Source organism: Nonomuraea sp. NPDC026600, from assembly GCF_040638335.1.
GTDB lineage: Bacteria > Actinomycetota > Actinomycetes > Streptosporangiales > Streptosporangiaceae > Nonomuraea.
Genome location: NZ_JBEZYD010000020.1, coordinates 189,893 through 215,922 on the forward strand (window position 1 = coordinate 189,893; position 26,030 = coordinate 215,922).

The 26,030-nt window shown below is 72.0% G+C and carries 2 protein-coding genes; both read right to left on the bottom strand.

The window, feature by feature from the left end:
• A complete protein-coding gene (locus AB0F17_RS37525; RefSeq protein ID WP_358032766.1) occupies nucleotides 1-15,690 on the bottom strand; it encodes a type I polyketide synthase in 15,690 nt (5,229 codons plus the stop codon).
• Nucleotides 15,687-26,030, bottom strand: coding sequence for a type I polyketide synthase (locus AB0F17_RS37530; protein ID WP_358032769.1), 10,344 nt, complete (start codon nucleotides 26,028-26,030; stop codon nucleotides 15,687-15,689). The genes AB0F17_RS37525 and AB0F17_RS37530 overlap by 4 nt, the downstream gene beginning before the upstream one ends.

Sequence of the window (26,030 nt, forward strand, 5' to 3'; positions counted from 1 at the left end):
TCACCCTTCCAGTTCAGCGTCGAGGAAGTCGAACAGTTCGGCGTCGCTGGCCACGCGCAGCCGTTCGGCGACGGCTTCCGGCGGCGGGCCGGGCGGCTCGTGGCGTGCGGTCAGTTCGCCGAGCAACGACCGCAACCGGGCGGCGACCCGCTCGGCCGCGGGGTCGCCCGGCGGGATCGCGGCCATCGCCGTGGCCATGCCCGCCAGCGCGTCGTCCAGAGACGGGCGGGCGGCCTCGTCCAGGCGAGCGCCCAGGTGTGCCACCAGGTCCTCGGCCGTCGGATGGTCGAAGACGAGGGTGGGGGGCAGATCGAGCCCGGTGGCGGCGCCGAGCCGGTTACGCAGGTTCACGGCGGCGAGGGAGTCGAGGCCGAGGTCGCGCAGCTGACGGCCGGGTTCGACCGCGTCGGCGCCGTCGTGGCCGAGCACTGCCGCGATCTCTCCGCGTACGGCCCGCAGTAACTGGCGGCGCCGTTCGGTGTCGGTGAGCCCGGCGAGTCTGCGCGGGAGTTCGGCGCTCTCGGCGTCGGCGAGCTGGCTCTCAGCGGCGGCGCGAAGGAGGCGGGCCACCTCGGGCAGGTCCTCGACGAACGGCCGTGGCCGAAGCGCGGTGAACGCGGGCACGAACCGTTCCCAGTCCACGTCGGCCAGCACGAGGGCCGGGCGATCCTCCCCCAGCGCCTGGCCGAGCGCGGCCAGCGCGAGGGCCGGCGGCATCGGCGGCACGCCCCTGCGGCGCAGTTGCTCGCGCCGTTCGGCCTCGGCCGCCGGGTCGCCGAGATCGACCTCGGCCCACAGACCCCACGCCACGGCGGCGGCGGGCAGGCCCTGGGCGCGGCGGTGCTCGGCCAGCGCGTCGAGGTGGGCGTTCGCGGCGGCGTAGGCGGCCTGCCCACCGCTTCCCCACACTCCGGCGATCGAGGAGAACAGTACGAAGGCGTCCAGCTCGTGGTCGGCGAGGAGTTCGTGCAGGTGGGTGGCGCCGAGCGCCTTCGTGCCGAGGACTGTGTCCAGTTCGGCCGGGGTGGTGTCGGCCAGCGCGGCGGCGTTCAGCGCGCCCGCCGTGTGGAAGACGGCGGCCGGCGGATGCTCGGCGAGCAGGGCGGCCAGCGCGGCGCGGTCGGTGAGGTCGCAGCCGGCGACGGTCACCCGGGTGCCGCCGAACGCGGCGGGGTCGAGGTCGCCGGCCCCTGAGTGTTCGGGGACGAGCACCAGGTGCTCGGCGCCCAGGTCGGCGAGCCAGCGGGCCACGTGCGCGCCGAAGCCGCTGGTCCCTCCGGTGACGAGCACGGTGCCGCGCGGGCGGAAGCCTGGCCCGGGTGCCGGGGCCGGCATTCTGGTCAGGCGGCGGGCCAGCAGGCCGCTGGGCCGTACGGCGAGCTGGTCTTCGTCCCCCGCGCCGGCGAGGGCGCGCGTCAGGTGGGTGGCGGCGCGGGCGTCGAGTGCGGCGGGCAGGTCGGCCAGGCCGCCCCACAGCCGCGGAAGTTCCAGCGCCACGGTGCGCCCCAGCCCCCACACCTGCGCCTGGCCGGGCGCACCTGGCCCGTCGGACGCGCCGGTGCGCACGCCACCACGCGTCAACAGCCACAGCGGGACGTCGGCCCCGTCCAGGTCCTGAACCAGCGCGACCGTGGCGGCGAGCCCGGCGGATACGGCGGGGTGTCCCGGCATGGGCGCGTCGTCGAGCGCGAGCAGGGACACCACTCCAGCGAGCCCGTCGGGCAGCGCGAACCGCGGGCCGGGGGTGACGGTCTCCACCTTGGCGCCCGCCTCGGCGAGCGCGGCGGCACAGAACGCGGCGCTCTCGCTGGCGGTGGGCGTCTCGGGGACTACCAGGAGCCAGGTGCCGGACAGCCCGGCTGTCTCGGGTGCGACAGGCGTCCACGTGACCTCGTAGCGCCAGGACGTCGTCTCGGCCCGCTCGCGGCGGCGGGCGTGCCAGTCGGTCAGCGCGGGCAGCACCGCGCCGAGCGGACCGGGATCGTCCACGCCGAGCGTACGGGCGACCTGCTCGGCGTCCGCGCTCGCGACCGCCGCCCAGAAGGCGGCCTCCGCCGGGTCGGCCCCGGCGGTCGGGGGTTCGGCCTCCAGCCAGTACCTCCGTCGCTGGAACGCGTACGTGGGCAGCTCGACCCTCGTGGCCGGGCCGCCGTCGTAGGCCACCCGCCAGTTCACGGTCAGGCCGTTGACATACGCCTCGCCCAGCCCGGTCAGGAAGCGATCCAGGCCGCCGTCGTCACGTCGCAGCGTCGCCGCCACGGTGACGGCGAGCTCCGCCTGCTCGCCACTCTCCTGGATGCCCGCGGCGAGCACGGGATGCGGGCTGACCTCGAGGAACGTCCGGTGCCCCCGGTCAAGGAGCGCATGGGTGGCCTCGGCGAACAGCACGGTCTGCCGCAGGTTGCGGTACCAGTACTCCGCGTCCAGCAGGTCGCCCTCCACCCACTGCCCCGTCACCGTGGACAGGAACGGCACGGCGGGCGGACGAGGCACGATCCCGGCCAGCGCCGCGCGGAGTTCGTCGCGGATCGGCTCGACACCCGGCGAGTGGGACGCGTAGTCGACGGGCAGCCGCCGGGCGCGTATCCCCTCCGCCTCGCACCGGGCGACCAGGGCGTCCAGGGCCTCGCCGTCGCCCGCGACCACCACCGACGACGGAGCGTTCACGGCGGCGACGGCGAGCCCGGTGCCGTCCAGATCAAGCTGGTCCGGCGACGCCAGTACCGACGCCATCCCACCCGTGCCCGCGAGGGCACGCAGCGCGCGGCTGCGCAGCGCGACCACCCGCGCGCCGTCGGCCAGCGACAGGGCGCCCGCCACGCACGCGGCTGCGATCTCACCTTGCGAGTGTCCGACGACGGCGGCGGGCCGCACGCCGTAGGCGCGCCACAGCTCGGCCAGAGCGACCATCATGGACCACAGCGCGGGCTGGACCACGTCCACCCGCTCCAGGTCGCCCTTCCCGCGCAGCACGTCCTCAAGGGAGAAGTCCACGTAGGGCGCGAGCGCCTGCGCGCACTCGGCGATCCGGGCGGCGAACACCGGCGAGGAGTCGAGCAGCGCCGCCCCCATGCCGAGCCACTGCGGTCCCTGGCCGGGGAAGACGAACACCGCCCCGGTCTCGGCACGGGCGGACCCCCGCACGACTCCGGCCGCGGGCTCGCCCTCGGCGAGCGCGGCCAGCCCTCGGGTGAAAGCGGGAACGTCATCGCCCACCAGCACCGCGCGCTGTTCCAAGCCGGCTCGGGTGGTGGCGAGGGCGAGGCCCAGGCCGGCGAGATCGGGCGCGGGGTCGCGCTCCAGGCGGGTCAGCAGGCGCCGAGCCTGCTCGCGCAGCGCGGGCTCGGTCGCCGCCGACAACACCCACGGCAGCAGCCCGGGTTCCGGGTTCACCACGGGCTCGGGTTCGGCGGGGGCCGCTTCGAGGATCACGTGCGCGTTGGTGCCGCTGATCCCGAACGACGACACCCCCGCCCGCCTCGGCCGATCGGCCGTCGACCAGGGCTGCCGCTCGGTCACCAACTCCACCGCACCGGCCGACCAGTCCACATGCGGAGTCGGCTCATCCACGTGCAACGTCGCCGGCAGCGTGCCGTGCCGCATCGCCTGCACCATCTTGATCACCCCGGCAACCCCCGCCGCCGCCTGCGTGTGACCAATATTCGACTTCACCGACCCCAACAACAACGGCCGCTCCCGACCCTGCCCATAAGCCGCGATCAGCGCCTGGGCCTCAATCGGATCGCCTAATGAAGTACCGGTCCCATGCGCCTCCACGACGTCGATGTCGCCGGGAGCAAGGCGCGCGTCGGCGAGCGCGCGCCGGATGACCCGCTGCTGCGAGGGACCGTTCGGAGCGGTGAGCCCGTTGGAGGCGCCGTCCTGGTTGACGGCGCTGCCGCGCAGGACGGCCAGCACCTGATGGCCGTTACGGGTGGCATCGGAGAGCCGTTCGAGCAGCAGCAGGCCCACGCCCTCGGCCCAGCCGGTGCCGTCGGCGGAGGCGGCGAACGACTTGCAACGTCCGTCAGCCGCCAGCCCGCGCTGGCGGCTGAACTCCACGAACGTACCCGGCGTCGCCATCACCGTGACACCGCCCGCCAGTGCCATCGAACACTCGCCGCGCCGCAGCGCCTGCGCCGCCAGGTGCATCGCCACCAGCGACGACGAGCAGGCTGTGTCGATCGTGACGGCCGGGCCCTCCAGCCCGAACGCGTACGCGAGGCGGCCGGAGACGACGCTGCCCGCCGTACCGGTGCCGACGTAGCCTTCCAGGTCGCTGGGCACGGACGGCAGAAGCGTGACGTAGTCGTGGTACATCACGCCGACGAAGACGCCGGTGTCGCCGCCGGACACCGAGGTGGGGTCCAGCCCCGCGCGCTCGAACGTCTCCCAGCCGACCTCCAGCAGCAGCCGCTGCTGAGGATCCATCGCCAGGGCCTCGCGGGGGCCGATCCCGAACAGGTCGGCATCGAAACGGTCGGCGTCGTGCAGGAAGCCGCCCTCGCGGGTGTAGCTGGTGCCGGGGCGGTCCGGGTCGGGGTCGTACAGGGCGGAAAGGTCCCAGCCCCGGTCGGCGGGGAACGGCGAGATCGCGTCGCCGCCCGCCGCGACCAGGTCCCACAGGTCCTCCGGCGAGCGCACGCCACCCGGGTAGCGGCAGGCCATCGCCACAATGGCGATCGGCTCGTCCGCGCTCGGCCGGTCCACGACTACAGAGGTGGGCGTCGCCGGGACATCCAGGATCTCTCGCAGCAGGAATCCGGCCAGTGCGGCGGGCGTCGGATGGTCGAAGACCAAGGTGGCGGGCAGGCGGGCGCCGGTGCGTGTGGCAAGGCCGTTGCGCAACTCAACGGCGGTGAGTGAGTCCAGGCCCAGCTCGGCGAAGGTCGCGGTGGGCGGTACGGCCTCCGGACCGCGATGCCCGAGAACCGTCGCGACCTCGGCCCGCACCGCCTCCAGGGCGGCCCGCTCCCGTTCCTCGCCGGACAGCCCGGCCAGGCGGCGGGTCAGCTGCGGGCCACCGGACTCCGCAGGGTGCCGGCGGGTGCGGACCAGACCGCGCAGCAGGTGCGGCACCTCGCCGGAGCGCGCGACCGCCGCGAGGTCCAGACGGGCGGGCAGCAGGACGGCCTGGCCATACTGGTCGGCCGTGTCGAACGAGGCCAGCCCCGCTTCGGGCGTCAGGGCGGCGGTCCCCGGCCTGGCGGTGCCCGCCATGCCGCTCTCCACGTCCCACAGGCCCCAGGCGAGCGAGGTCGCCGGAAGGCCGCGGGCCCGGCGGCGCTGTGCGAGCGCGTCCAGCACGGCGTTGGCGGCGGCGTAGTTCGCCTGGCCAGGCGTCCCGAACGCGGCGGCGGCCGACGAGAACAAGACGAACGCGGCCAGACCCCGGGTGAGATCGTGCAGGTGCAGTGCGGCGTCGGCCTTCGGGCGGAGCACGGCGGCGAGCCGGTCGGGGGTGAGGGACTCCAGCACGCCGTCGTCGAGCACACCGGCCGCGTGCACCACAGCCGTCAGCGGGTGCTCGGGGTCGATGGCGCCGACCAAGGCGGCGACCTGGTCACGGTGCGACACATCGCACGCGACGAACTCCACGTGCGCTCCCAACCCCGCCAACTCGGCCCGCAGCCCAGGCGCTCCTGGAGCATCCGGACCGCTCCGACTGGCCAGCAGCAGCCTGCGCACGCCGCGCTCGGACACCAGGTGCCGGGCGAGCAGTCCGCCCAGCGCCCCGGTCGCGCCGGTGATCAGTACCGTCCCTTCCGGGTCGTACGCCGTAGGGGCTTCGTCCCTTGTCCTCGCGCGGGCCAGGCGTGGCGCCAGGCTCGTGCCGCCGCGCAGCGCCAGCTGCGGTTCGCCGGTGGCGAGCGCGTTCCGCACACTGTCTCGGGACGCCGCCGTCTCGTCGAGGTCGAGGAGGACGAAACGGCCTGGATGCTCGGACTGCGCGGAGCGGATCAGGCCCCACGCCGCCGCGCCGGCCAGGTCGGTGACGTCGTCTCCTGGTCGCGGCGCCATCGCGCCCTGGGTCAGCAGGACGAGGCGGGCGCCCGGAAGCCGGTCGTCGGCCAGCCAGTCGCGCGCCAACGCCAGCGCACGCTCGGCCGTCCTGTGCACGGCGGCCACCTCGTCTTCCCGCCGCCCGGCCTGGCCGGTCTCGTGCGCCGCCGTGAGCGGGACCAGCACGAACTCCGGCGCCTGCGCGCCGATGGGCAGAGTGGCCAGGTCGGGGTAGACCGGTGCGGCGATCCCCTCGTACAGCTCGCCGAGCACGGCGACGCCGGCCTCGGAAACGGCGTCAAGGGCTTCGACCTCGGCCCAGTCCACGCAGTACATGTCGCCGCCGGGCCGGGCGGGCGGGAGCGGTCGGAAGGTGATCGCGTCCACGGTGGCGACCGTGCGGCCGGTGGCGTCGGCCAGGGTCAGGGCCAGCGAGTCCGGGGTGAGCGGCGTCAGGCGGGCTCGCGCCGCGGTCACGCCGGGCACCCGCACGCGGACACCGGTCATGACGAACGGGATCCGCGCCGCCTCCGTGCCGGGGAGTACACCGAGCCCGGCCGCGTGGAGTGCCGCGTCGAGCAGCGCCGGGTGGAGGACGTACCGGTCGGCGCCCGTCTGCTGCGGCGCGGGCAGCACGACGTCGGCATACGCCCGGCCGCCGTGTCGCCATGCGGCCTGGAGGCCCTGGAAAGCCGGGCCGTAGTCCAGCCCGGCCGCGGACAGGGCGGTGTACAGCGTGTCGACGTCGGCAGGGTCGCCCTCGGGAGGCCAGTTCGCCAGGTCCGGCTCCGGACCGCGCTCGGGTGGCGAGGCGCCGAGTGTGGCTGTGGCGTGTCGGGTCCAGGGCTGGTCGGTGCCGGGGCGGGCGTGGATGGTGAGCGCGTGCCCGTCGGCGTCCACCCAGATCTGGACGGTGACCTCGCCGCCTTCCGGGATGACGAGCGGGGTTTCCAGGGAGAGCTCGCCGATCTGGTCGCGGCCGACGTGAGCGGCGGCGTGGAGGGCCAGTTCGGCGATGACGGCGGCGGGCATCACGTGCGCGCCCGCCACGACGTGGTCGGCCAGCCACGGATGGGACCACGTGGACAGCCTGCCGGTGACGACCACCCCGCCCTCCTCCGCGAGGGAGACGGCGGCGCCGAGCAGCGGGTGCCCGGCCGGGGCCAGGCCGAACCCCGCCGGGTCGCCGCCAGGGGTGGGCGCCAGCCAGTACGGCTCGCGTTCGAAGGGGTAGGTGGGCAGGGCGACCAGGGTGCCGGTGAGCCCGGCGCCCCAATCGACATGCGCTCCGCGTGTGTGGGCGGTTGCGAGGGCGGTGAGCAGTTCGTGTGGCTCGTCCTTGCCTCTCCGCAGCAACGGCAGGACCTCGCGGTCGCCGGCCAGCGCGGTCAGCGCCGCGTCCGGGCCCACCTCCACCAGCACCGGCACATCACGCAACCACTCCAGCGCCTGCGCGAACCGCACCGGTTCGCGCACCTGCCGCACCCAATAGCCGGGTGTGGCGATGTCCGGCGTCGGCCGGCCGGTCAAGGTGGAGACGATCGGGATGGACGGCTGCCGGAACGTCAACCCCTGCGCCACCGCGGCGAAAGTCTCCAACATCGGCTCCATCCGCCGCGAATGAAACGCATGGCTGACCCGCAACCGCCGGGTCCGCCGCCCCAACCCCGCCACATACGCCGCGACCCGCTCCACCTCCCCCACATCGCCAGAAATCACCAGCGACCGCGGCCCGTTGAACGCGGCGATCTCCACCCCGCCCGACAACACCGGAGCGACCTCCGCTTCACCGACCTCCAACACACACATCGCGCCACCAGGCGCCAGCGCCTGCATCAACCGGCCCCGCGCCCCCACCAGCACACACGCATCCACCAGCGACAACACCCCCGCCACATGCGCAGCCGCCAACTCACCGATCGAATGCCCCAGCAGATAATCCGGCCGCACCCCCCACGACTCCACCAACCGAAAAAGCGCCACCTGCACCGCGAACAACGCCGCCTGCGTATGCACGGTCTGATCCAGCGCCTCCCCGTCGCCCGCGATCACCTCACGCAACGACCGACCCAGCTCCGCACACACCTGGTCGAAGGCCGCAGCGAACACCGGATACCGGTCATACAACCCCAACCCCATCCCCAGCCGCTGCGACCCCTGACCCGAAAACAGGAACGCCACCTTGCCGGGGCTTACGGGTGCGGTGTCGCCGACCTCGGCCAGCTTGGCGAGCAGTTCGTCGCGGTCGCCTGCGACGATCGCGGCACGGTGGGCGAATACCGGGCGCTGGGCGGACGAATAGGCCACGTCCCCCACCGGCACATCCCGGTTCTTCCGCAGGAATGCCGCGAGTTCGGCCGCTTGGGCCCGCAGAGCGTCCGCGCTGCGCGCCGACAGGAGAACGGGTGCCTCCCCCGGCGCCTCCGCCATGGGCGCCTGCCTGGGCGCTTCCTCGAGGATCACGTGCGCGTTGGTGCCGCTGATCCCGAACGAGGACACCCCCGCCCGCCTCAGCCGGTCGGCCGCGGGCCAGGGCTGCTGCTCGGTCAGCAGCGACACAGCGCTGGAGGACCAGTCCACGTGCGGGGTCGGTTCGTCCACGTGCAACGTCCGCGGCAGCAGGCCATGCCGCATCGCCTGCACCATCTTGATCACCCCGGCAACCCCCGCCGCCGCCTGCGAATGACCGATATTCGACTTCACCGACCCAAGCCACAACGGACGGTCCCGACCCTGCCCATAAGCCGCGATCAGCGCCTGCGCCTCGATCGGATCACCCAACGCGGTGCCAGTCCCGTGCGCCTCCACGGCGTCGACGTCACCAGCGGCAAGGCGTGCGTCCGCCAGCGCCTGACCGATCACCCGCTGCTGCGAAGGACCGTTCGGAGCGGTAAGCCCGTTGGAGGCGCCGTCCTGGTTGACGGCGCTGCCACGAAGAGTGGCCAGCACCTGGTGGCCGTTGCGGGTGGCGTCGGAGAGCCGTTCGAGCACCAACACCCCGACGCCCTCGGACCACCCCGTCCCATCCGCCCCCTCGGCGAACGACTTGCACCGCCCATCGGGCGCCAACCCCCGCTGACGACTGAACTCCACAAAAACGCCGGGTGAGGACATCACCGTCACCCCGCCGACCAGCGCCAGCGAACACTCCCCCTGCCGCAACGCCCGCGCCGCCAGATGCATCGCCACCAACGACGACGAACACGCCGTGTCCACCGTCACGGCCGGGCCCTCCAACCCGAACGCGTACGCCACACGACCGGACAACACGCTGGCCGCACTGCCGGTCAGCAGATGCCCTTCCACCCCCTCGGCGCCCTGGCCGAAGGGCGGGCCGTACTCCTGGTACATCCCTCCGACGAACACCCCGGCCGGCTCTCCGCGCAGTTCGGCCGGATCGATCCCGGCCCGCTCGAACGCCTCCCACGACGTCTCCAGCAACAACCGCTGCTGCGGATCCATCGCCAACGCCTCACGCGGCGAAATCCCGAAAAACCCAGCATCAAAGTACGTCGCGTCATGCAAGAACCCGCCGTCACGGACGTACGAACGTCCCGAGCGCTCAGGATCCGGGTCGAACAACGTCCCCAGATCCCAGCCCCGATCGGTCGGAAAACCCCCGATCGCATCCCCACCCGAAGCCACGAGCTCCCACAGATCCTCAGGCGAGGCCACCCCACCCGGATACCGGCACGCCATCCCCACGATCACCACCGGATCGTCGGACACGTCGGTGGCCACCGGCGCGGCCACGACCGGCGACGACCCCAGCAGCTCACGCCGCAGATGGGTGGCGAGCGCGACCGGCGTCGGATAGTCGAAGGTGAGAGTGGCGGGCAGCCGCAGCCCGGTGGCGGCGGTGAGCCGGTTGCGGTACTCGACGCCGGTCAGCGAGTCGAAGCCGAGATCCTTGAACGGCCGCTCACCGTCGACGGCGTCCGGCCGGGCATGCCCCAGGACGGCCGCGGCGTGCTCGCGGGTCAGATCGAGGAGCGCGCGGTCCCGGTCCGCGTCCGGCATGGCGGCCAGGCGCTGGGCGTAGGAGGTTTCAGTCGCGGACCGCGCGGTCGCCCTGCGGACCGGCGCCTTGACCAGGCCGCGCAGCATCGCGGGCACCTCGGCGCCGCCACGGAAGGCGGCGAGGTCGAGAGCGACGGGCACCTGCACCGGTTCGGCCACGTCGAGGGCGGCGTCGAGCAGGTCGAGCGCGTGCTCGGTGGTGAGCGGGGCGACGCCGGAGCGGGACATCCTCGCCAAGTCGGCAGCGCCGAGCCCGCTCGTCATGCCGCTCGACTCCGCCCAGAGTCCCCAGGCCAATGACACGCCGGGCAGTCCCCGTTCGACCCGCTGGGTGACCAGCGCGTCCAGGAAGGCGTTCGCGGCGCCGTACGCGGCCTGTCCCGCACCGCCGAGCGTCCCGACAGCCGAGGAGAACACGATGAACCCGGCCAGATCCCGGGTCACCTCGTGTAACACCGTGCCACCGGTCACTTTCGCGGCCAGCACCCGATCCACCTGCCCCGCGTCCAGCCCCGCGACCATCCCGTCATCCACCACACCGGCCGCGTGGATCACCACCGACAGATCGGGCAACGACCCTGCCAAAGCCGCCATCGCCGAACGATCCGTCACATCAGCAGCCACCACCCGCACACCCGGCACATCAACCGCAACGCCCCGACGCCCAACCAACACCACATCTCGCACCCCATGCACCGACACCAGATGACGCGCCACCAACCGGCCCAACGTCCCGGTCCCGCCCGTGACCAGCACCGTCCCTCCGGGAGCCCAGAGGGGACGAGGCACGGTCAGGACGACCTTGCCGATGTGCAGAGCCTGGCTGACGTGGCGGAACGCCTCGGGCGCCCGCCGTACGTCCCAGGTGGTGATGGGCGGCAGCCTCAGGGCGCCGGACTCGAACAGGGCGAGCAGGTCGACCAGCATGCTCTGGATGCGCGCGGGTTCGACCAGCATCAGGTCGAACGGCCGGTAGTCCATCCCGGGAAGGTTCGCGGGATCGCGCAGGTCGGTCTTGCCCATCTCCAGGAACCGGCCGCCGTGCGTCAGCATCCGCAGCGAGGCCTCGAGGAACTCACCGGTGAGAGAGTTCAGGACCACGTCCATACCCCCGGTGAAGGTCGTGGCGAAGTCCAGGGTGCGCGAGGAGGCGATGTGCGCGTCGTCGAGGCCGCGTTCGCGCAGGGCGCCCCACTTGCCGGGGCTCGCGGTGGCGAACACCTCGGCGCCCAGGTGCTGGGCGAGGGCGACGGCAGCGGACCCGACACCGCCGGTCGCCGCGTGCACCAGGACGCGCTCCCCCTCTTCCAGCCCGGCGAGTTCGACCAGGCCGTAGTAGGCGGTCAGGTAGGCGATCGGGACCGAGGCCGCCTCCTCGTACGACCATCCGCTCGGGATCGGCGCGAGCATCCGGTGATCGGCGACCGCGCTCGTCCCGAACGCGTGGGAGAACAGGCCGAACACCCGGTCTCCCGGCGCCAGCCCGGTCACCCCGGGGCCCACCTCGATGACGGTTCCGGCGCCCTCGCCGCCGAGGGGCACGTCGGCCGGGTACATGTCCAGCGCGATGAGCACGTCGCGAAAGTTGACGCCCGCCGCACGCACCCGGACGCGTACCTGGCCGGGCGCGAGCTCCACTTCCGTGTACGCGGACAGGGCGAGGTCGTCCAGGGTGCCCTTGGCCGTCACGTCCAGCCGCCAGTTGGGCGAGGCGGGCAGCACCAAGCCGGGATGGGTGGACATCCGCGCCAGCCGGGGGGCGTAGGCCAGGCCGGCTCGGATCGCGATCTGCGGCTCGGCGGCGACCATCAGCCCCGCGGGGTCAGCGGGCGCGTCGGTGTCGACGAGCAGGATCCTGCCCGGATGCTCTCCCTGCGCGCCGCGGACCAGCCCCCAGATCGCCGCGGCGGCCGGATCGGGCGCGGGATCACCGGGGACCGCGGCCACCGCCCGCCTGGTGACGATCAACAGGCGGGCGTCGTCGCCGGGCTCTCCGGCCAGCCATTCGTGTATGGCGGCGAGCGCACCGTGCACCGAGGCATGGGCGTCCGCGGCCAGGTCGCCCGTCTCATGCGGCTCGCAGCGCACAACGGTGACGCCACCGAGCTCCTCCGCCTCAACCGGCACCGGTGTCCACTCGACCCGGAACAGGGAGTCGTCATGCCGAGGAGCGGTGGCCGCCAGCGGTCTGAGGACGAGCGAGTCGACCATGACGACGGGCGCGCCTGTGGCGTCCGCGGCGATGATCGACACGGCGTCTCCGCCGGCCGGTGACAGCCGCGCACGCAACGTGGTCGCGGCGGCGGCGTGCAGCGTCACGCCAGACCAGGAGAACGGGATGCGGGGCACCTGCCCGGCCGCCGGAGGGGCCGCGGCCGCGAGGGCGTGCAGGACCGCGTCCAGGAGCGCCGGATGCAGTCCGTACGCGTCCGCGCCGGCCGCCTCGGGAAGGGCGACCTCGGCGTAAACGTCGTCTCCCGCCCGCCAGACCGCCCGCAGTCCCCGGAAGGCCGGACCATAGCCGAGACCCGCCTCGGCGAGCGCCTCATAGAGGCCGTCCAGCTCGACCGGATCGGCTCCGGGCGGCGGCCAGGTCCCGAGCGCCTGCCCGTCGGTGCCGCGCCCGGCCGGTTCGGGAGTGACCGTTCCGGTGGCATGCCGGGTCCAGTCCTCTCCTGAGGGGCTGGAGTAGATGCTCACCTCACGCCTGCCGGCCTGGTCGGCCGGGCCGACCAGAAGCTGGACCGACACCGCGCCCCGCTCCGGCAGCACGAGTGGCGCCTCGAGAGTGAGTTCCTCCACATGGTCGCAGCCGACCTGGTCGGCGGCCCGTACGGCAAGCTCCACCAGGGCGGTACCGGGCAGCATGGACGTACCCGCGACGACGTGGTCCGCCAGCCATGCGTGGGTATCGGCGGAGAGCCGCCCGGTGAGCAGCAGACCGTCACCGTCGGCCAGGGAGACGGCGGCACCGAGCAGCGGGTGCCCGGCCGGAGTCAGCCCCAACCCAGCGGCGTCCGCACCAGAGGTGGGCGCGAGCCAGTAGCGCTGGCGCTGGAAGGGGTAGGTGGGCAGGTCCACCAGCCGACCGGACCAACGCGGACGAGCGCCGCGGACGTGCAGGTCGGCGAGCGCGGTCACCACCGCCTCGGCTTCACCCTTGTCCTTCCGCAGCAGGGGCACGACGTCGCGATCAGCGGCCATCGCGGTCAACACCGCGTCCGGACCCACCTCCACCAACACCGGCACATCACGCAACCAGTCCAACGCCCGCCCGAACCGCACCGGCTCGCGCACCTGCCGCACCCAATACCCCGGCGAAGCAATCTCCGGCGCCAACTCACCCGTCAACGTAGAAACCACCGGAATCGACGGCGCCTTAAACGACAACCCCTCCGCCACCCCAGCAAAAGCCTCCAACATCGGCTCCACCCGCCGCGAATGAAAAGCATGACTCACCCGCAACCACCGCGTCCGCCGCCCCAACCCCGCAAAATAAGCCTCAACCCGCGCCACCTCCCCCACATCACCCGACACCACCACCGACCCCGGCCCATTAACCGCAGCGACCTCCACCCCATCGGACAGGAGCGGAACAACCTCCGCCTCCCCCGCCACCAGCACACACATCCCACCCCCGGCCGCCAAGCCCTGCATCAACCGGGCCCGAGCCCCCACCAGCACACACGCATCCGCCAACGACAACACACCGGCCACATGCGCAACCGCCAACTCACCAATCGAATGACCCAGCAGATAATCCGGCCGAACCCCCCACGACTCCACCAACCGGAAAAGCGCCACCTGCACCGCGAACAACGCCGTCTGCGTAAAACCCGTCTGATCCAGCGCCTCCCCACCCTCGGCGATCACCTCACGCAACGGCCGATCCATATGAGGGTCAAGCTCGGCGCACACCTCATCAAAAGCCGCCGCAAACACCGGATACCGGCCACACAACTCCAACCCCATCCCCGGCCGCTGCGACCCCTGACCCGAGAACAGGAACGCCGTCTTGTTGCCTTTGACCGGGTTCGCCAGCTGCGCTCCGGAGGCCACAGCGGTGAGCGCCCGCGTCAGTTCCTCCCGGTCCCGCCCGACGACAGCGGCCCGATGCGGCAGCCCCGCCCGCGCAGTGGCCAGCGAGTACGCCACGTCGTTGAGATCAGCGTCATCGACGATCGTGAGAAGCCAGCCTGCCTGCGCCCGCAACGCCTCAGGACTCCGTGCCGACAACACCCACGGCACCGGCCCGGCAACCGCGACGCGATCCTCCTCAGCCTGTGCGGGAGCCTCCTCCAAGATGACGTGCGCGTTGGTCCCACTGATCCCGAACGACGACACCCCCGCCCGCCTCGGCCGATCGGCCACCAACCAGGGCTGCCTCTCAGTCACCAATTCCACCGCGCCGGCCGACCAGTCCACATGCGACGACGGCTCATCCACATGCAACGTCGCCGGCAGCGTGCCGTGCCGCATCGCCTGCACCATCTTGATCACCCCGGCAACCCCCGCCGCCGCCTGCGTGTGACCGATATTCGACTTCACCGACCCAAGCCACAACGGACGGTCCCGACCCTGCCCATAAGCCGCAATCAGCGCCTGCGCCTCAATCGGATCACCCAACGACGTACCGGTCCCATGCGCCTCCACCACGTCAATGTCGCCCGGAACAAGACCCGCATCAGCCAGCGCCCGCCCGATAACCCGCTGCTGCGAAGGACCATTCGGAGCGGTGAGCCCGTTGGAGGCGCCGTCCTGGTTGACCGCGCTGCCGCGCAGGACGGCCAGCACCCGATGGCCGTTACGGGTGGCATCCGACAACCGCTCCACCACCAAAACCCCGACACCCTCAGACCAGCCCGTACCATCCGCCGCCTCCGCGAACGACTTACACCGGCCATCCACCGCCAACCCCCGCTGACGACTGAACTCCACGAAGGTGTTCGGCGACGCCATCACGGTGACCCCGCCCGCCAGGGCGAGTGTGCACTCACCGCGGCGCAGCGACTGGACGGCCAGATGCAACGCCACCAGAGATGACGAACAGGCGGTGTCGATCGTGACGGCCGGCCCCTCCAGCCCGAACGTGTAGGCGACCCGCCCGGTCGCGACACTCGCCGCGTTGCCGTTGCCGAGGAAGCCCTCCAGTTCCTCCGGCACTCTGTGCAGCCGCGACTGGTAGTCGTGATACATCAGTCCGGCGAACACGCCGGTACTGCTGCCGCTCAGCGATCCGGGGTCGATCCCGGCCCGCTCGAACGCCTCCCACGACGTCTCCAGCAACAACCGCTGCTGCGGATCCATCGCCAACGCCTCACGCGGCGAAATCCCGAAAAACCCAGCATCGAAATCGGCGGCACCCTGGAGGAAGCCGCCGTACCGAGTGGAGGACGTGCCCGGCCCCGTCCCAGAGCCGAGCAGTGCGGTAAGGTCCCAGCCCCGGTCGGCGGGGAACTCGGTGATCGCGTCCCGCCCCGCCACGACCAGGTCCCACAGCTCTTCCGGTGAGGTCACCCCGCCGGGGAACCTGCAGGCCATGCCGACGATCGCGATGGGCTCGCGGTCCGCCTCCTCGACCTCGCGCAGGCGCCGCTGGGCGTCCTGAGCCTCGGCGATGGCCCGTCTGAGGTATTCGCGCAGCTTGTCCTCGTTGGCGTTCGTCATGCGGTGTCAGCCCCCAGATTCTCAACAAGGTCGAAGAGTTCGTCGTCGCTGGCGGCGGCCAGGTCGGCGGCCTCCGGTGCCAGTCGCGAGACAAGTGCGCGCAGCCGGGCCGCGATCCGGTCACGGGACGCATCGTCCTTCTGCGCGGCCAGCGTGGCCTCGAAGCGGTCGAACGCGGCGCCGACCGGGTCGGGGGCTGCCTGACGGACCCGCTCACGCAGGTGCCCGGCGAGTGCCTCCGGCGTCGGGTAGTCGAAAACGAGCGTGGCCGGCAGGTCCAGCCCGATCTCGGCGCGGAGGCGGTTGCGCAGGTCCACGCTGGTCAGCGAGTCGAAGCCGAGTTCCTTGAACTGCCTGTCCGGGTCGATCTCACCGGTGTCCGAGTGGCCGAGCACGCTCGCGACGTACCGCCGTACCAGATCGAGGAGAAGGTCTGCGGCTTCGGCGTCCGGCAGTGCCGCCAGCCGTTCCAGCAGCGGCGCCGGGGGCCGCTCCGCCCTTCGGGCGGCAGCGGGCGAGAAGCCGCGCAGGAGCGGGTGTGCGCGCCCGGCGTCAGGGTCGAGTTTGACCGGTACGGCGGTGGCCCGGCCGTCGGCGAGCACGGCGTCGAACAGAGCCAGCGCCTCGGCGGTGGCCAGCGGCCGGATGCCAAGCTGGGCGATGCGGGCGTAATCGGCCGCGCTGAGCCCCTCGCTGATGCCGCTGGCTTCCGCCCACAGCCCCCAGGCCAGCGAGGTCGCGGGGAGCCCGGCGGCCCGGCGGTGCCTGGCCAGCGCGTCGAGGAACTGGTTCGCGGCGGCGTAGTTGGCCTGTCCCGGGCTGCCAAGGACACCTGCGGCGGAGGAGAACATCACGAACGCGGCGAGTTCGTGGTCGCGGGTGAGTTCGTGGAGATTCCAGGCGGCCTCGGCCTTCGCACGGAGGACGGTGTCGAGCCGGTCCGGGGTGAGCGACTCGACCAGCGCGTCGTCGGACACCCCCGCCGCATGCACCACCGCGGTCAACGGCCGATCGAGCGTGGCGAGGAACGCGGTCAGGGCTTCACGGTCCGCGACGTCGACGGCGGCGACGCGGACGCTCGCTCCCAGGCGGATGAGCTCGGCGGCCAGGCTGACCGCGTTCGGCGCGCCGGTGCCGCTTCTGCTCGCGAGCACCAGATGCCGTACGCCGTGAGCGGTCACGAGGTGGCGGGCGAGCAGGCCGCCCAGGGTGCCGGTGCCACCGGTGACGAGCACGGTGCCGTCGGGGTCCCAGCCGGTGCGGAACTCCGTACCCTCGGGACCGCCTCCCCTGGGCATGACCCTGACCAGCCTGGGCACAAGAACGGCACCATCCCGCACGGCCAGCTGCGGTTCCTCGGCGGCCAGCGCGGCAGGCAGGACAGCGGCGGCCTTCTCACCGAGGTCGAGCAGCGTGAAGCGGCCAGGGTGCTCGGCCTGGACCGACCGCACCAGACCCCAGACCGCCGCCCCCACCGGGTCGGTGGACGAGGCGTCGCGGGTCACGACGACCAGTCGCGAGCGAGCGAACCGAGGATCGGCGAGCCAGCTCTGCATCCTTCGCAGCACGACCGTCACGGCCTCACGTGCCCGCGAGGGTAAAAGCTCACCGGAATCGAGCGGGAGAAGCACCACATCCGGCACGCCCGCCGCGGCCACCGACTCCAGATCCGGATGTCGGTCGCCCTCCAGCCCCGGCTCCGCCTCACCCAGGACGGCCCACTGGGTCGCCTGGGCGGTCGGGAGCGTACGCAAGGGGGTCCACTCGACGTCGAACAGCGCGTCAGCGGCAGGGACCCGCTGAACGGCCGCGATGTCCAGTGGGCGGACGGCAACGGCCTCGACGTCCGCGATCGGCCTGCCGGTGTCGTCGGCGACGATGATCGATGCCTGGCCGGGCGCCGCGGCGGTGACCCGGACGCGCAGCCGTGAGGTGGCGGCGGCGTGCAGATACGCGCCCCGCCAGGAGAACGGCACCTGCGCCATCCCGCTGCCGTCCGGCGTCAGCAGATGCAGGACCGCGTCGAGAAAGGCCGGGTGGAAGGCGTAGCGGTCGGCGTCCGTGGACAACGGCTCCGGCAGTGCCAGCTCGGCGTAGGTGTCGTCGCCGTCGCGCCATGCTGTCACCAGCCCGCGGAAGGCGGGACCGTAGTGGAGTCCGGCCGACGCGAGCCCCGCGTACAGCAGATCCACGTCGACCGGCTCGCCGGGCGGCGGCCAGACGGTGAGATCTCCGGCTGGGGCGGGTGGTACGTCAGCCAGTGTCCCCGACGCGTGCCGTACCCATGGCTGGTCGTCCGTGGCACGGGCGTGCACGGTCAGCTCAGGACGACCGGCCGGAGCGGGGGCGGAGACTCGCACCTGGACCCGCAGCCCGCCCGTCTCCGGCAGTACCAGCGGGGCGTGCAGGACGAGCTCCTCGATCCCCGCGTATCCGGCGTGGTCGGCGGCCTGCCAGGCCAGCTCGGCCAGGACGGTCCCGGGGACGATCGCCGCCCCCGCCACCGAATGATCGGCCAGCCAGGGATGGGTGTCTGTGGACAGGTACCCGGTGAGCAGCAGACCGTCATCGTCGGCCAGGGAGACGGCGGCACCGAGCAGCGGGTGCCCGGCCGGAGTCAGCCCCAACCCAGCGGCGTCCGCACCAGAGGTGGGCGCGAGCCAGTAGCGCTGGCGCTGGAAGGGGTAGGTGGGCAGGTCCACCAGCGTGCCGGTGAGCATGGCACGCCAATCGACCTGCGCCCCGCGCGAGTGGGCGGTGGCCAGGGCGGTGAGCAGTTGGCGCGGCTCGTCCCTGCCCTTCCGCAACAGGGGCACGACGTCGCGATCAGCGGCCATCGCCGTCAACACCGCGTCCGGCCCCACCTCCACCAACACCGGCACATCACGCAACCAGCCCAACGCCCGCCCGAACCGCACCGGCTCACGCACCTGCCGCACCCAATAGCCCGCCGAAGCAATCTCCGGCGCCAACTCACCCGTCAACGTAGAAACCACCGGAATCGACGGCGCCTTAAACGACAACCCCTCCGCCACCCCAGCAAAAGCCTCCAACATCGGCTCCACCCGCCGCGAATGAAAAGCATGACTCACCCGCAACCACCGCGTCCGCCGCCCCAACCCCGCAAAATAAGCCTCAACCCGCGCCACCTCCCCCACATCACCCGACACCACCACCGAAACCGGCCCATTAACCGCAGCGACCTCCACCCCATCGGACAGGAGCGGAACAACCTCCGCCTCCCCCGCCGCCAGCGCACACATCCCACCCCCGGCCGCCAAGCCCTGCATCAACCGGGCCCGAGCCCCCACCAGCACACACGCATCCGCCAACGACAACACACCGGCCACATGCGCAACCGCCAACTCACCAATCGAATGACCCAGCAGATAATCCGGCCGAACGCCCCACGACTCCACCAACCGGAAAAGCGCCACCTGCACCGCGAACAACGCCGTCTGCGTAAAACCCGTCTGATCCAGCGCCTCCCCACCCTCGGCGATCACCTCACGCAACGGCCGATCCATATGAGGGTCAAGCTCGGCGCACACCTCATCAAAAGCCGCCGCAAACACCGGATACCGGCCACACAACTCCAACCCCATCCCCGGCCGCTGCGACCCCTGACCCGAGAACAGGAACGCCACCGGCCCAGAGGTCGCCTGACCGGTGACCAACCCCCATGCCTCGCGGCCTTCGGCGAGCGCGGTCAGCCCGGCCATCAGCTCGTCACGATCCGCGCCCACAACGGCAGCACGGTGCTCCAGCGCGCTACGACCAGTCGCCAACGTGCGCGCCACGTCCCCGAATCCGACCTCCGGACGCCCTTCCAGATAGGACAGCAACCGCTGCCCTTGAACCCGCAACGCCTCTTTGCTGCGAGCCGACAACACCCACGGCAGCGGCCCGGGTTCCGGGTTTGCCACGGGCTCGGGTTCGGCGGGGGCCGCTTCGAGGATCACGTGCGCGTTGGTGCCGCTGACCCCGAACGACGACACCCCTGCCCGCCGAACCCGACCCGACTCCGGCCACTCCCGGGCCTCGGTCACCAACTCCACCGCACCGGCCGACCAGTCCACATGCGACGACGGCTCATCCACATGCAACGTCGCCGGCAGCGTGCCGTGCCGCATCGCCTGCACCATCTTGATCACCCCGGCAACCCCCGCCGCCGCCTGCGAATGACCAATATTCGACTTCACCGACCCAAGCCACAACGGACGGTCCCGACCCTGCCCATAAGCCGCAATCAACGCCTGCGCCTCAATCGGATCACCCAACGACGTACCGGTCCCATGCGCCTCCACCACGTCGACGTCGCCGGGAACAAGACCCGCATCAGCCAGCGCCCGCCCGATAACCCGCTGCTGCGAAGGACCGTTCGGAGCCGTCAAACCATTGGACGCGCCATCCTGATTGACCGCGCTGCCGCGCAGAACAGCCAGCACCTGATGGCCGTTGCGTGTGGCGTCGGACAGCCGCTCCACTACTAGAACCCCAACACCCTCGGACCAGCCCGTACCATCCGCAGCCTCCGCGAACGACTTACAACGGCCATCCACCGCCAACCCCCGCTGACGACTGAACTCCACAAAAACCCCAGGCGACGCCATCACCGTCACCCCACCGACCAGCGCCAGCGAACACTCCCCCTGCCGCAGCGACTGCGCCGCCAGATGCAACGCCACCAACGACGACGAACAGGCGGTGTCCACCGTGACGGCCGGGCCCTCCAACCCGAACGTGTACGCCACACGACCGGAGGCGACGCTCCCGGAGTTACCGATACCGATGTGGCCTTCAAGGTCAGCCGGTGTGGTGTGCAGCCGGGCCGAGTAGTCGTGGTGCATCAGGCCGAAGAACACACCCGCGTCCTTGCCGCGCAGGGACGCCGTGTCGATCCCGGCCCGCTCGAACGCCTCCCACGACGTCTCCAGCAACAACCGCTGCTGCGGATCCATCGCCAACGCCTCACGCGGCGAAATCCCGAAAAACCCGGCATCAAACTCAGCAGCGTCATACAAGAACCCGCCCTCACGGACGTACGAACGCCCAGAACGCCCAGGATCCGGGTCGAACAACGCCGCCAAATCCCAGCCCCGATCAGTCGGAAAGCCCCCGATGGCATCCCCACCCGAAGCCACGAGCTCCCACAGATCCTCAGGCGAGGCCACCCCACCCGGATACCGGCACGCCATCCCCACGATCACCACCGGATCGTCGTCGGCCCTCCGTTGTACTCGCGCGGGAGCGCGGTCCGGCAGCGTCCCGGCCAGTTCCCCCAACAGGTAGCGGGCCAGAGCGGCGGGTTCGGGATAGTCGAAGACCAGCGTGGCGGGCAGCCGCAGCCCGGTCGCAGTGGTGAGCCGGTTGCGCAGCTCGACCGCGGTGAGCGAGTCGAACCCCAGGTCCTTGAAGGAACGCCCTGACTCGACCGATGCCGGCGACGGGTGCCCGAGGGCGGTGGCGACATTGGTGCGCACCAGGTCGAGAACCAGCCGTTCTCGCTCGGCGGCGGGCCGATCGGCGAGGCGCTGCCGCAGGGTCTCCCGCGCCCCCGTACGGTCCCCCCGCCCCGGCACCCTGGCCAGCCCCCGCAGCATGGTGGGAACCTGCTCGGCGGTCCCACGCAACGTCGGCAGGTCGAGCTGGAGGGGCAGCAGCGCGGCCGCACCCGTCGCGACCGCCCGGTCCAGGAGCCGCAGGGCCGCGTCCGTCTTCATGGCGCCGAGTCCGATCCGCTCCCAGCGGGCCAGATCGGCTTGGCCGAGCTTGTTCGTCATGTCGCTGCGTTCGGCCCACAGCCCCCAGCCGAGCGAGGTGCCGGGCAGTCCTTGGCCACGCCGCCAGGACATCAGACCGTCCAGGAAGGCGTTTCCGGCCGCGTAGGCGGCCTGTCCGGCTCCGCCGAGTGTTCCGGCCACGGAGGAGAAGGCGACGAAGGCGGCGAGGTCCCGGTCCCGGGTCACCTCGTGCAGGATGAGGCCACCGGTCACTTTCGCGGCCAGCACCCGATCCACCTGCCCCGCGTCCAGCGACGCGACCATCCCGTCATCCACCACACCCGCCGCGTGCACCACCACCGACAGATCCGGCAACGACCCCACCAAAGCCACCATCGCCGAACGATCCGTCACATCAACCGCCACCACCCGCACACCCGGCACATCATCAACCGCAACAACCCGACGCCCAACCAACACCACATCCCGCACCCCATGCACCGACACCAAATGACGCGCCACCAACCGGCCCAACGTCCCGGTCCCACCCGTGACCAGCACCGTCCCCCCGGGAGCTGTCCAGGCGGGCGCGGTCGGGTGCTCGGCCAGGCGGGGCACGTGGAGTTCGCCTCCGCGTACCGCGACCTGGGGTTCTCCGGTGGCGAGCGCGGCGGGGAGCAGACCGCGGCCCGCACCGTCCGCGTCGAGGTCGACCAGCGTGAACCGGCCGGGATGCTCGGCCTGGGCCGACCGCACCAGACCCCACACCGCCGCGCCACCGAGATCACTGACCTCGCCGCCGACGGCAGTCGCTCCCTGAGTGACCAGCACCAGCCGGGAGCTGCCGGAGCGGTCGTCGGCGATCCGCTCCTGCAGGATGCCCAGCACCCGATGTACGGCGTCGACGGCGTCCTCTCCCACGCAGGGGACGACGGCCACGTCAGGCGCGTCAGCGGCTATGGCCGCCACATCGGGGTGGGGCCAGGCGGCCGGATCCCAGCCGTCCGGCAGCGCCCAGCGGACAGGTTCAGGGTCCGGCGCCTCAATGAGCTTCCACCCGACCCGGTACAGGGCGCCCGTGTTCGCCCGGTCCTGCGACAGGGCACCCGCGGTCACCGGCCGGAGAGTGAGCGCTCCGGCCGAGGCGACCGGGGCCCCGGCGCCGTCGGCCACGTCGATGGACACGATGTCGGGGCCGGCGGGCCGCAGGCGTACCCGCAGGGTCTCCGCGCCGGAGGCGCGGAGGGAGACATCGGCCCAAGAGAACGGCAGCAGCACCCGCCCCTCGGGCAGGTCGCTGGAGGCGAGGGCGTGCAGAGCCGCGTCGAGGAGCGCCGGGTGCAGCCCGTACGCTCCTGCGTCCACGTCTGCCGCCACCTCGGCGTACACCTCGTCGCCCGCCCGCCACATGGCGCGCAACCCCTGGAAGGCGGGCCCGTAGTGGTAACCACGCCTGGCCAGCAGCTCGTAGTGTCCCTCGACCTCGACCGGCTCGGCACCGGGCGGTGGCCAGGTGGCCAGGTCAACGAAGGTGGAGTCCGGTTCGGTCCGCACGCCCGCGAAGCCGCCCGCGTGCCGGACCCAGCCGCTGTCCGCGGCGTCGGACTCCTCAAGTCGTGAGTGGATCGCGAGGGCACGCCGCCCCGACTCGTCCGCCGGGCCGACCTCCACCTGGATCTGTACGGCTCCCTGCTCGGGCAGCACCAGGGGTGCCTGGAGGGTCAGTTCCTCGACGTGATCGCAGCCCACGCGAGCCGCCGCCTGGAGCGCCAGCTCCACGAAGGCGGTGCCGGGCAGCAGTACGGTGCCGAGCACGACGTGGTCGGCCAGCCACGGCTGCGTGTCCAGGGAGATCCGGCCGGTGAGCAGCATCCCGTCGCCCTCGGCCAGCTCCACGGACCCGCTCAGCAACGGGTGACCCGTCGGGGCCAGAGCGCCCGCGTCGGTACCGGAGGCGGGGGGCAGCCAGTAGCGCTGCCGCTGGAACGGATAGGCGGGCAGATCGGCCAGCGTGGCGGGCGCGCCGGAGAACAGGCGCTTCCAGGACACCGCCATCCCGCGAGCGTGGGCTTCGCCCAGCGCGGCGAGGAGCGTGCGGGGCTCGTCGCGGCCCTTCCGCAACAGCGGGACGATCCGATGGTCGGGCGACATCGCCCCGAGGCCGCCGTCGGGCCCCACTTCGACCAGCACCGTCGCCTTGCGGGCGACCAGTTCGCGCAGCCCGTCGGCGAAGCGCACCGGCTCGCGCACCTGCCGCACCCAATATCCTGGCGAAGCAATCTCGGGCGCCAATCCACCCGTCAACGTAGAAACCACCGGAATGGACGGCGCCTTAAACGACAAACCAGCCGCCGCCCCGGCAAAAGCCTCCAACATCGGCTCCATCCGCCGCGAATGAAAAGCATGGCTGACCCGCAACCGCCGGGTCCGCCGCCCCAACCCCGCCACATACGCCGCGACCCGCTCCACCTCCCCCACATCGCCAGAAATCACCAGCGACCGCGGCCCGTTGAACGCGGCGATCTCCACCCCGCCCGACAACACCGGAGCGACCTCCGCTTCACCGACCTCCAACACACACATCGCGCCACCAGGCGCCAGCGCCTGCATCAACCGGCCCCGCGCCCCCACCAGCACACACGCATCCACCAACGACAACACCCCCGCCACATGCGCAGCCGCCAACTCACCAATCGAATGCCCCAGCAGATAATCCGGCCGCACCCCCCACGACTCCACCAACCGAAAAAGCGCCACCTGCACCGCGAACAACGCCGCCTGCGTATGCACGGTCTGATCCAGCGCCTGCCCGTCGCCCGCGATCACCTCACGCAACGACCGACCCAAAAGCGGATCGAGCTCCGCACACACCTCATCAAAAGCCGCAGCGAACACCGGATACCGGCCACACAACTCCAACCCCATCCCCAGCCGCTGCGACCCCTGACCCGAAAACAGGAACGCCACCTTGCCGGGGCTGACGGCATCCGACGTGTCCTCGGCGATCCGGGTCAGCCCGGCCGCGAGTTCCTCGCGGTCCTGCGCGACCACGACCGCCCGGTGCTCGAACACCGGCCGCAGGCTCGTGGTGTAAGCGACGTCGAGTGGCTCGTGCTCGACCTTCAGCAGCCGCCGCGCCTGGGCACGCAGTGCCTCGGCGGTCTTGGCCGACAGCACGACCGGCATGACCGGCATGACCGGCATGACGACCACGTCCGCGCCGTCCGCGACGGCCTCCCCGGGGAACTCCTCCAGGATCGTGTGCGCGTTGGTGCCGCTCAGCCCGAACGAGGACACGCCCGCCCTGCGCGGCTCCGCACCGCGCGTCCACTCCACAGGCTCGGCGAGCAGCGCCAGTCCACCCGCGTCCCAGTCCACGTGGGGTGTCGGCTCGGACACGTGCAGCGTGCGCGGGAGCGTGTCGTGCCGCAGGGCTTGGACCATTTTGATGACGCCGGCCACGCCGGACGCCGCGAGCGTATGCCCGATGTTGGACTTCACCGAGCCCAGCCACAGGGGACGCTCCCGGCCCTGGCCATACGTCGCGAGCAGGGCGCGTGCCTCGATCGGGTCGCCGAGCGCGGTACCGGTGCCGTGCGCCTCCACCACATCGACCTGATCGGACGACAGCCCCGCGTTGGTCAGTGCCTGCTGGGTCACCCGCTGCTGCGCCAGGCTGTTGGGCGCGGTCAGGCCGTTGGAGGCGCCGTCCTGGTTGATGGCGCTGGCCCGCACCACGGCCAGCACCCGGTGGCCATGGCGGCGGGCGTCGCTGAGCCGTTCCAGCACCAGGATGCCCACGCCCTCGGCCATGCCCATGCCGTCGGCCCCGGCCGAGAACGCCTTGCACCGGCCGTCGGCCGCCAGCGCCCGCTGACCGCCCAGCTCCACGAGCGAGCCAGGAGACGACAGTACGGTGGCACCCCCGGCCAGCGCGAGGTCGCAGTCGCCGTCCCGCAGGGCTCGCGCGGCGAGATGCAGTGCGACCAGCGAGGTCGAGCAGGCGGTGTCGACGGTGACCGCGGGGCCCTCCAGCCCCAGCGTGTACGCGATGCGCCCGGAGGCCACACTCGGCACGACACCGGTCACCACGTGACCCTTGACGTTGGGTGGCGCCTGGTGGAACAGCGGGCCGTACTCCTGGTAGTTGATGCCGACGTACACGCCGGTGTGGCTGCCGCGCAGCCCCTGCGGGTCGAGCCCGGCGTTCTCCAGGGCCTCCCACGCCTTCTCCAGCAGCAACCGCTGCTGCGGATCCATCACCAGCGCCTCACGCGGCGAGATCCCGAAGAAGGCCGCGTCGAACCCGGCCACCTCGTTCATGAAGCCGCCGCGCCTGACGTATGTCGTCCCCGACCGGCCCGGGTCGGGGTCATACAGCGCGGCCAGGTTCCAGCCCCGGTCCCCCGGCAGCTCGGAGGTCGCGTCCCGGCCCGCCGCGACCAGCTCCCACAGCTGGTCGGGCGTGTCGACGCCGCCCGGATAGCGGCAGGCCATGCCGACGATGGCGATCGGTTCCCGATCGCGATCCTCGTTCTCCTTGAGCCGCCTGCGCGTGGCCCGCAGCTCGGTGGTGACCTTTTTCAGGTATTCGCGAAGCTTTTCGTCTTCCGACAT

Excerpts from the sequence above, each read along its gene's own strand:
- AB0F17_RS37525 (WP_358032766.1), bottom strand. The coding sequence starts at position 15,690 with ATGACGAACGCCAACGAGGACAAGCTGCGCGAATACCTCAGACGGGCC.
- AB0F17_RS37530 (WP_358032769.1), bottom strand. The coding sequence starts at position 26,030 with ATGTCGGAAGACGAAAAGCTTCGCGAATACCTGAAAAAGGTCACCACC.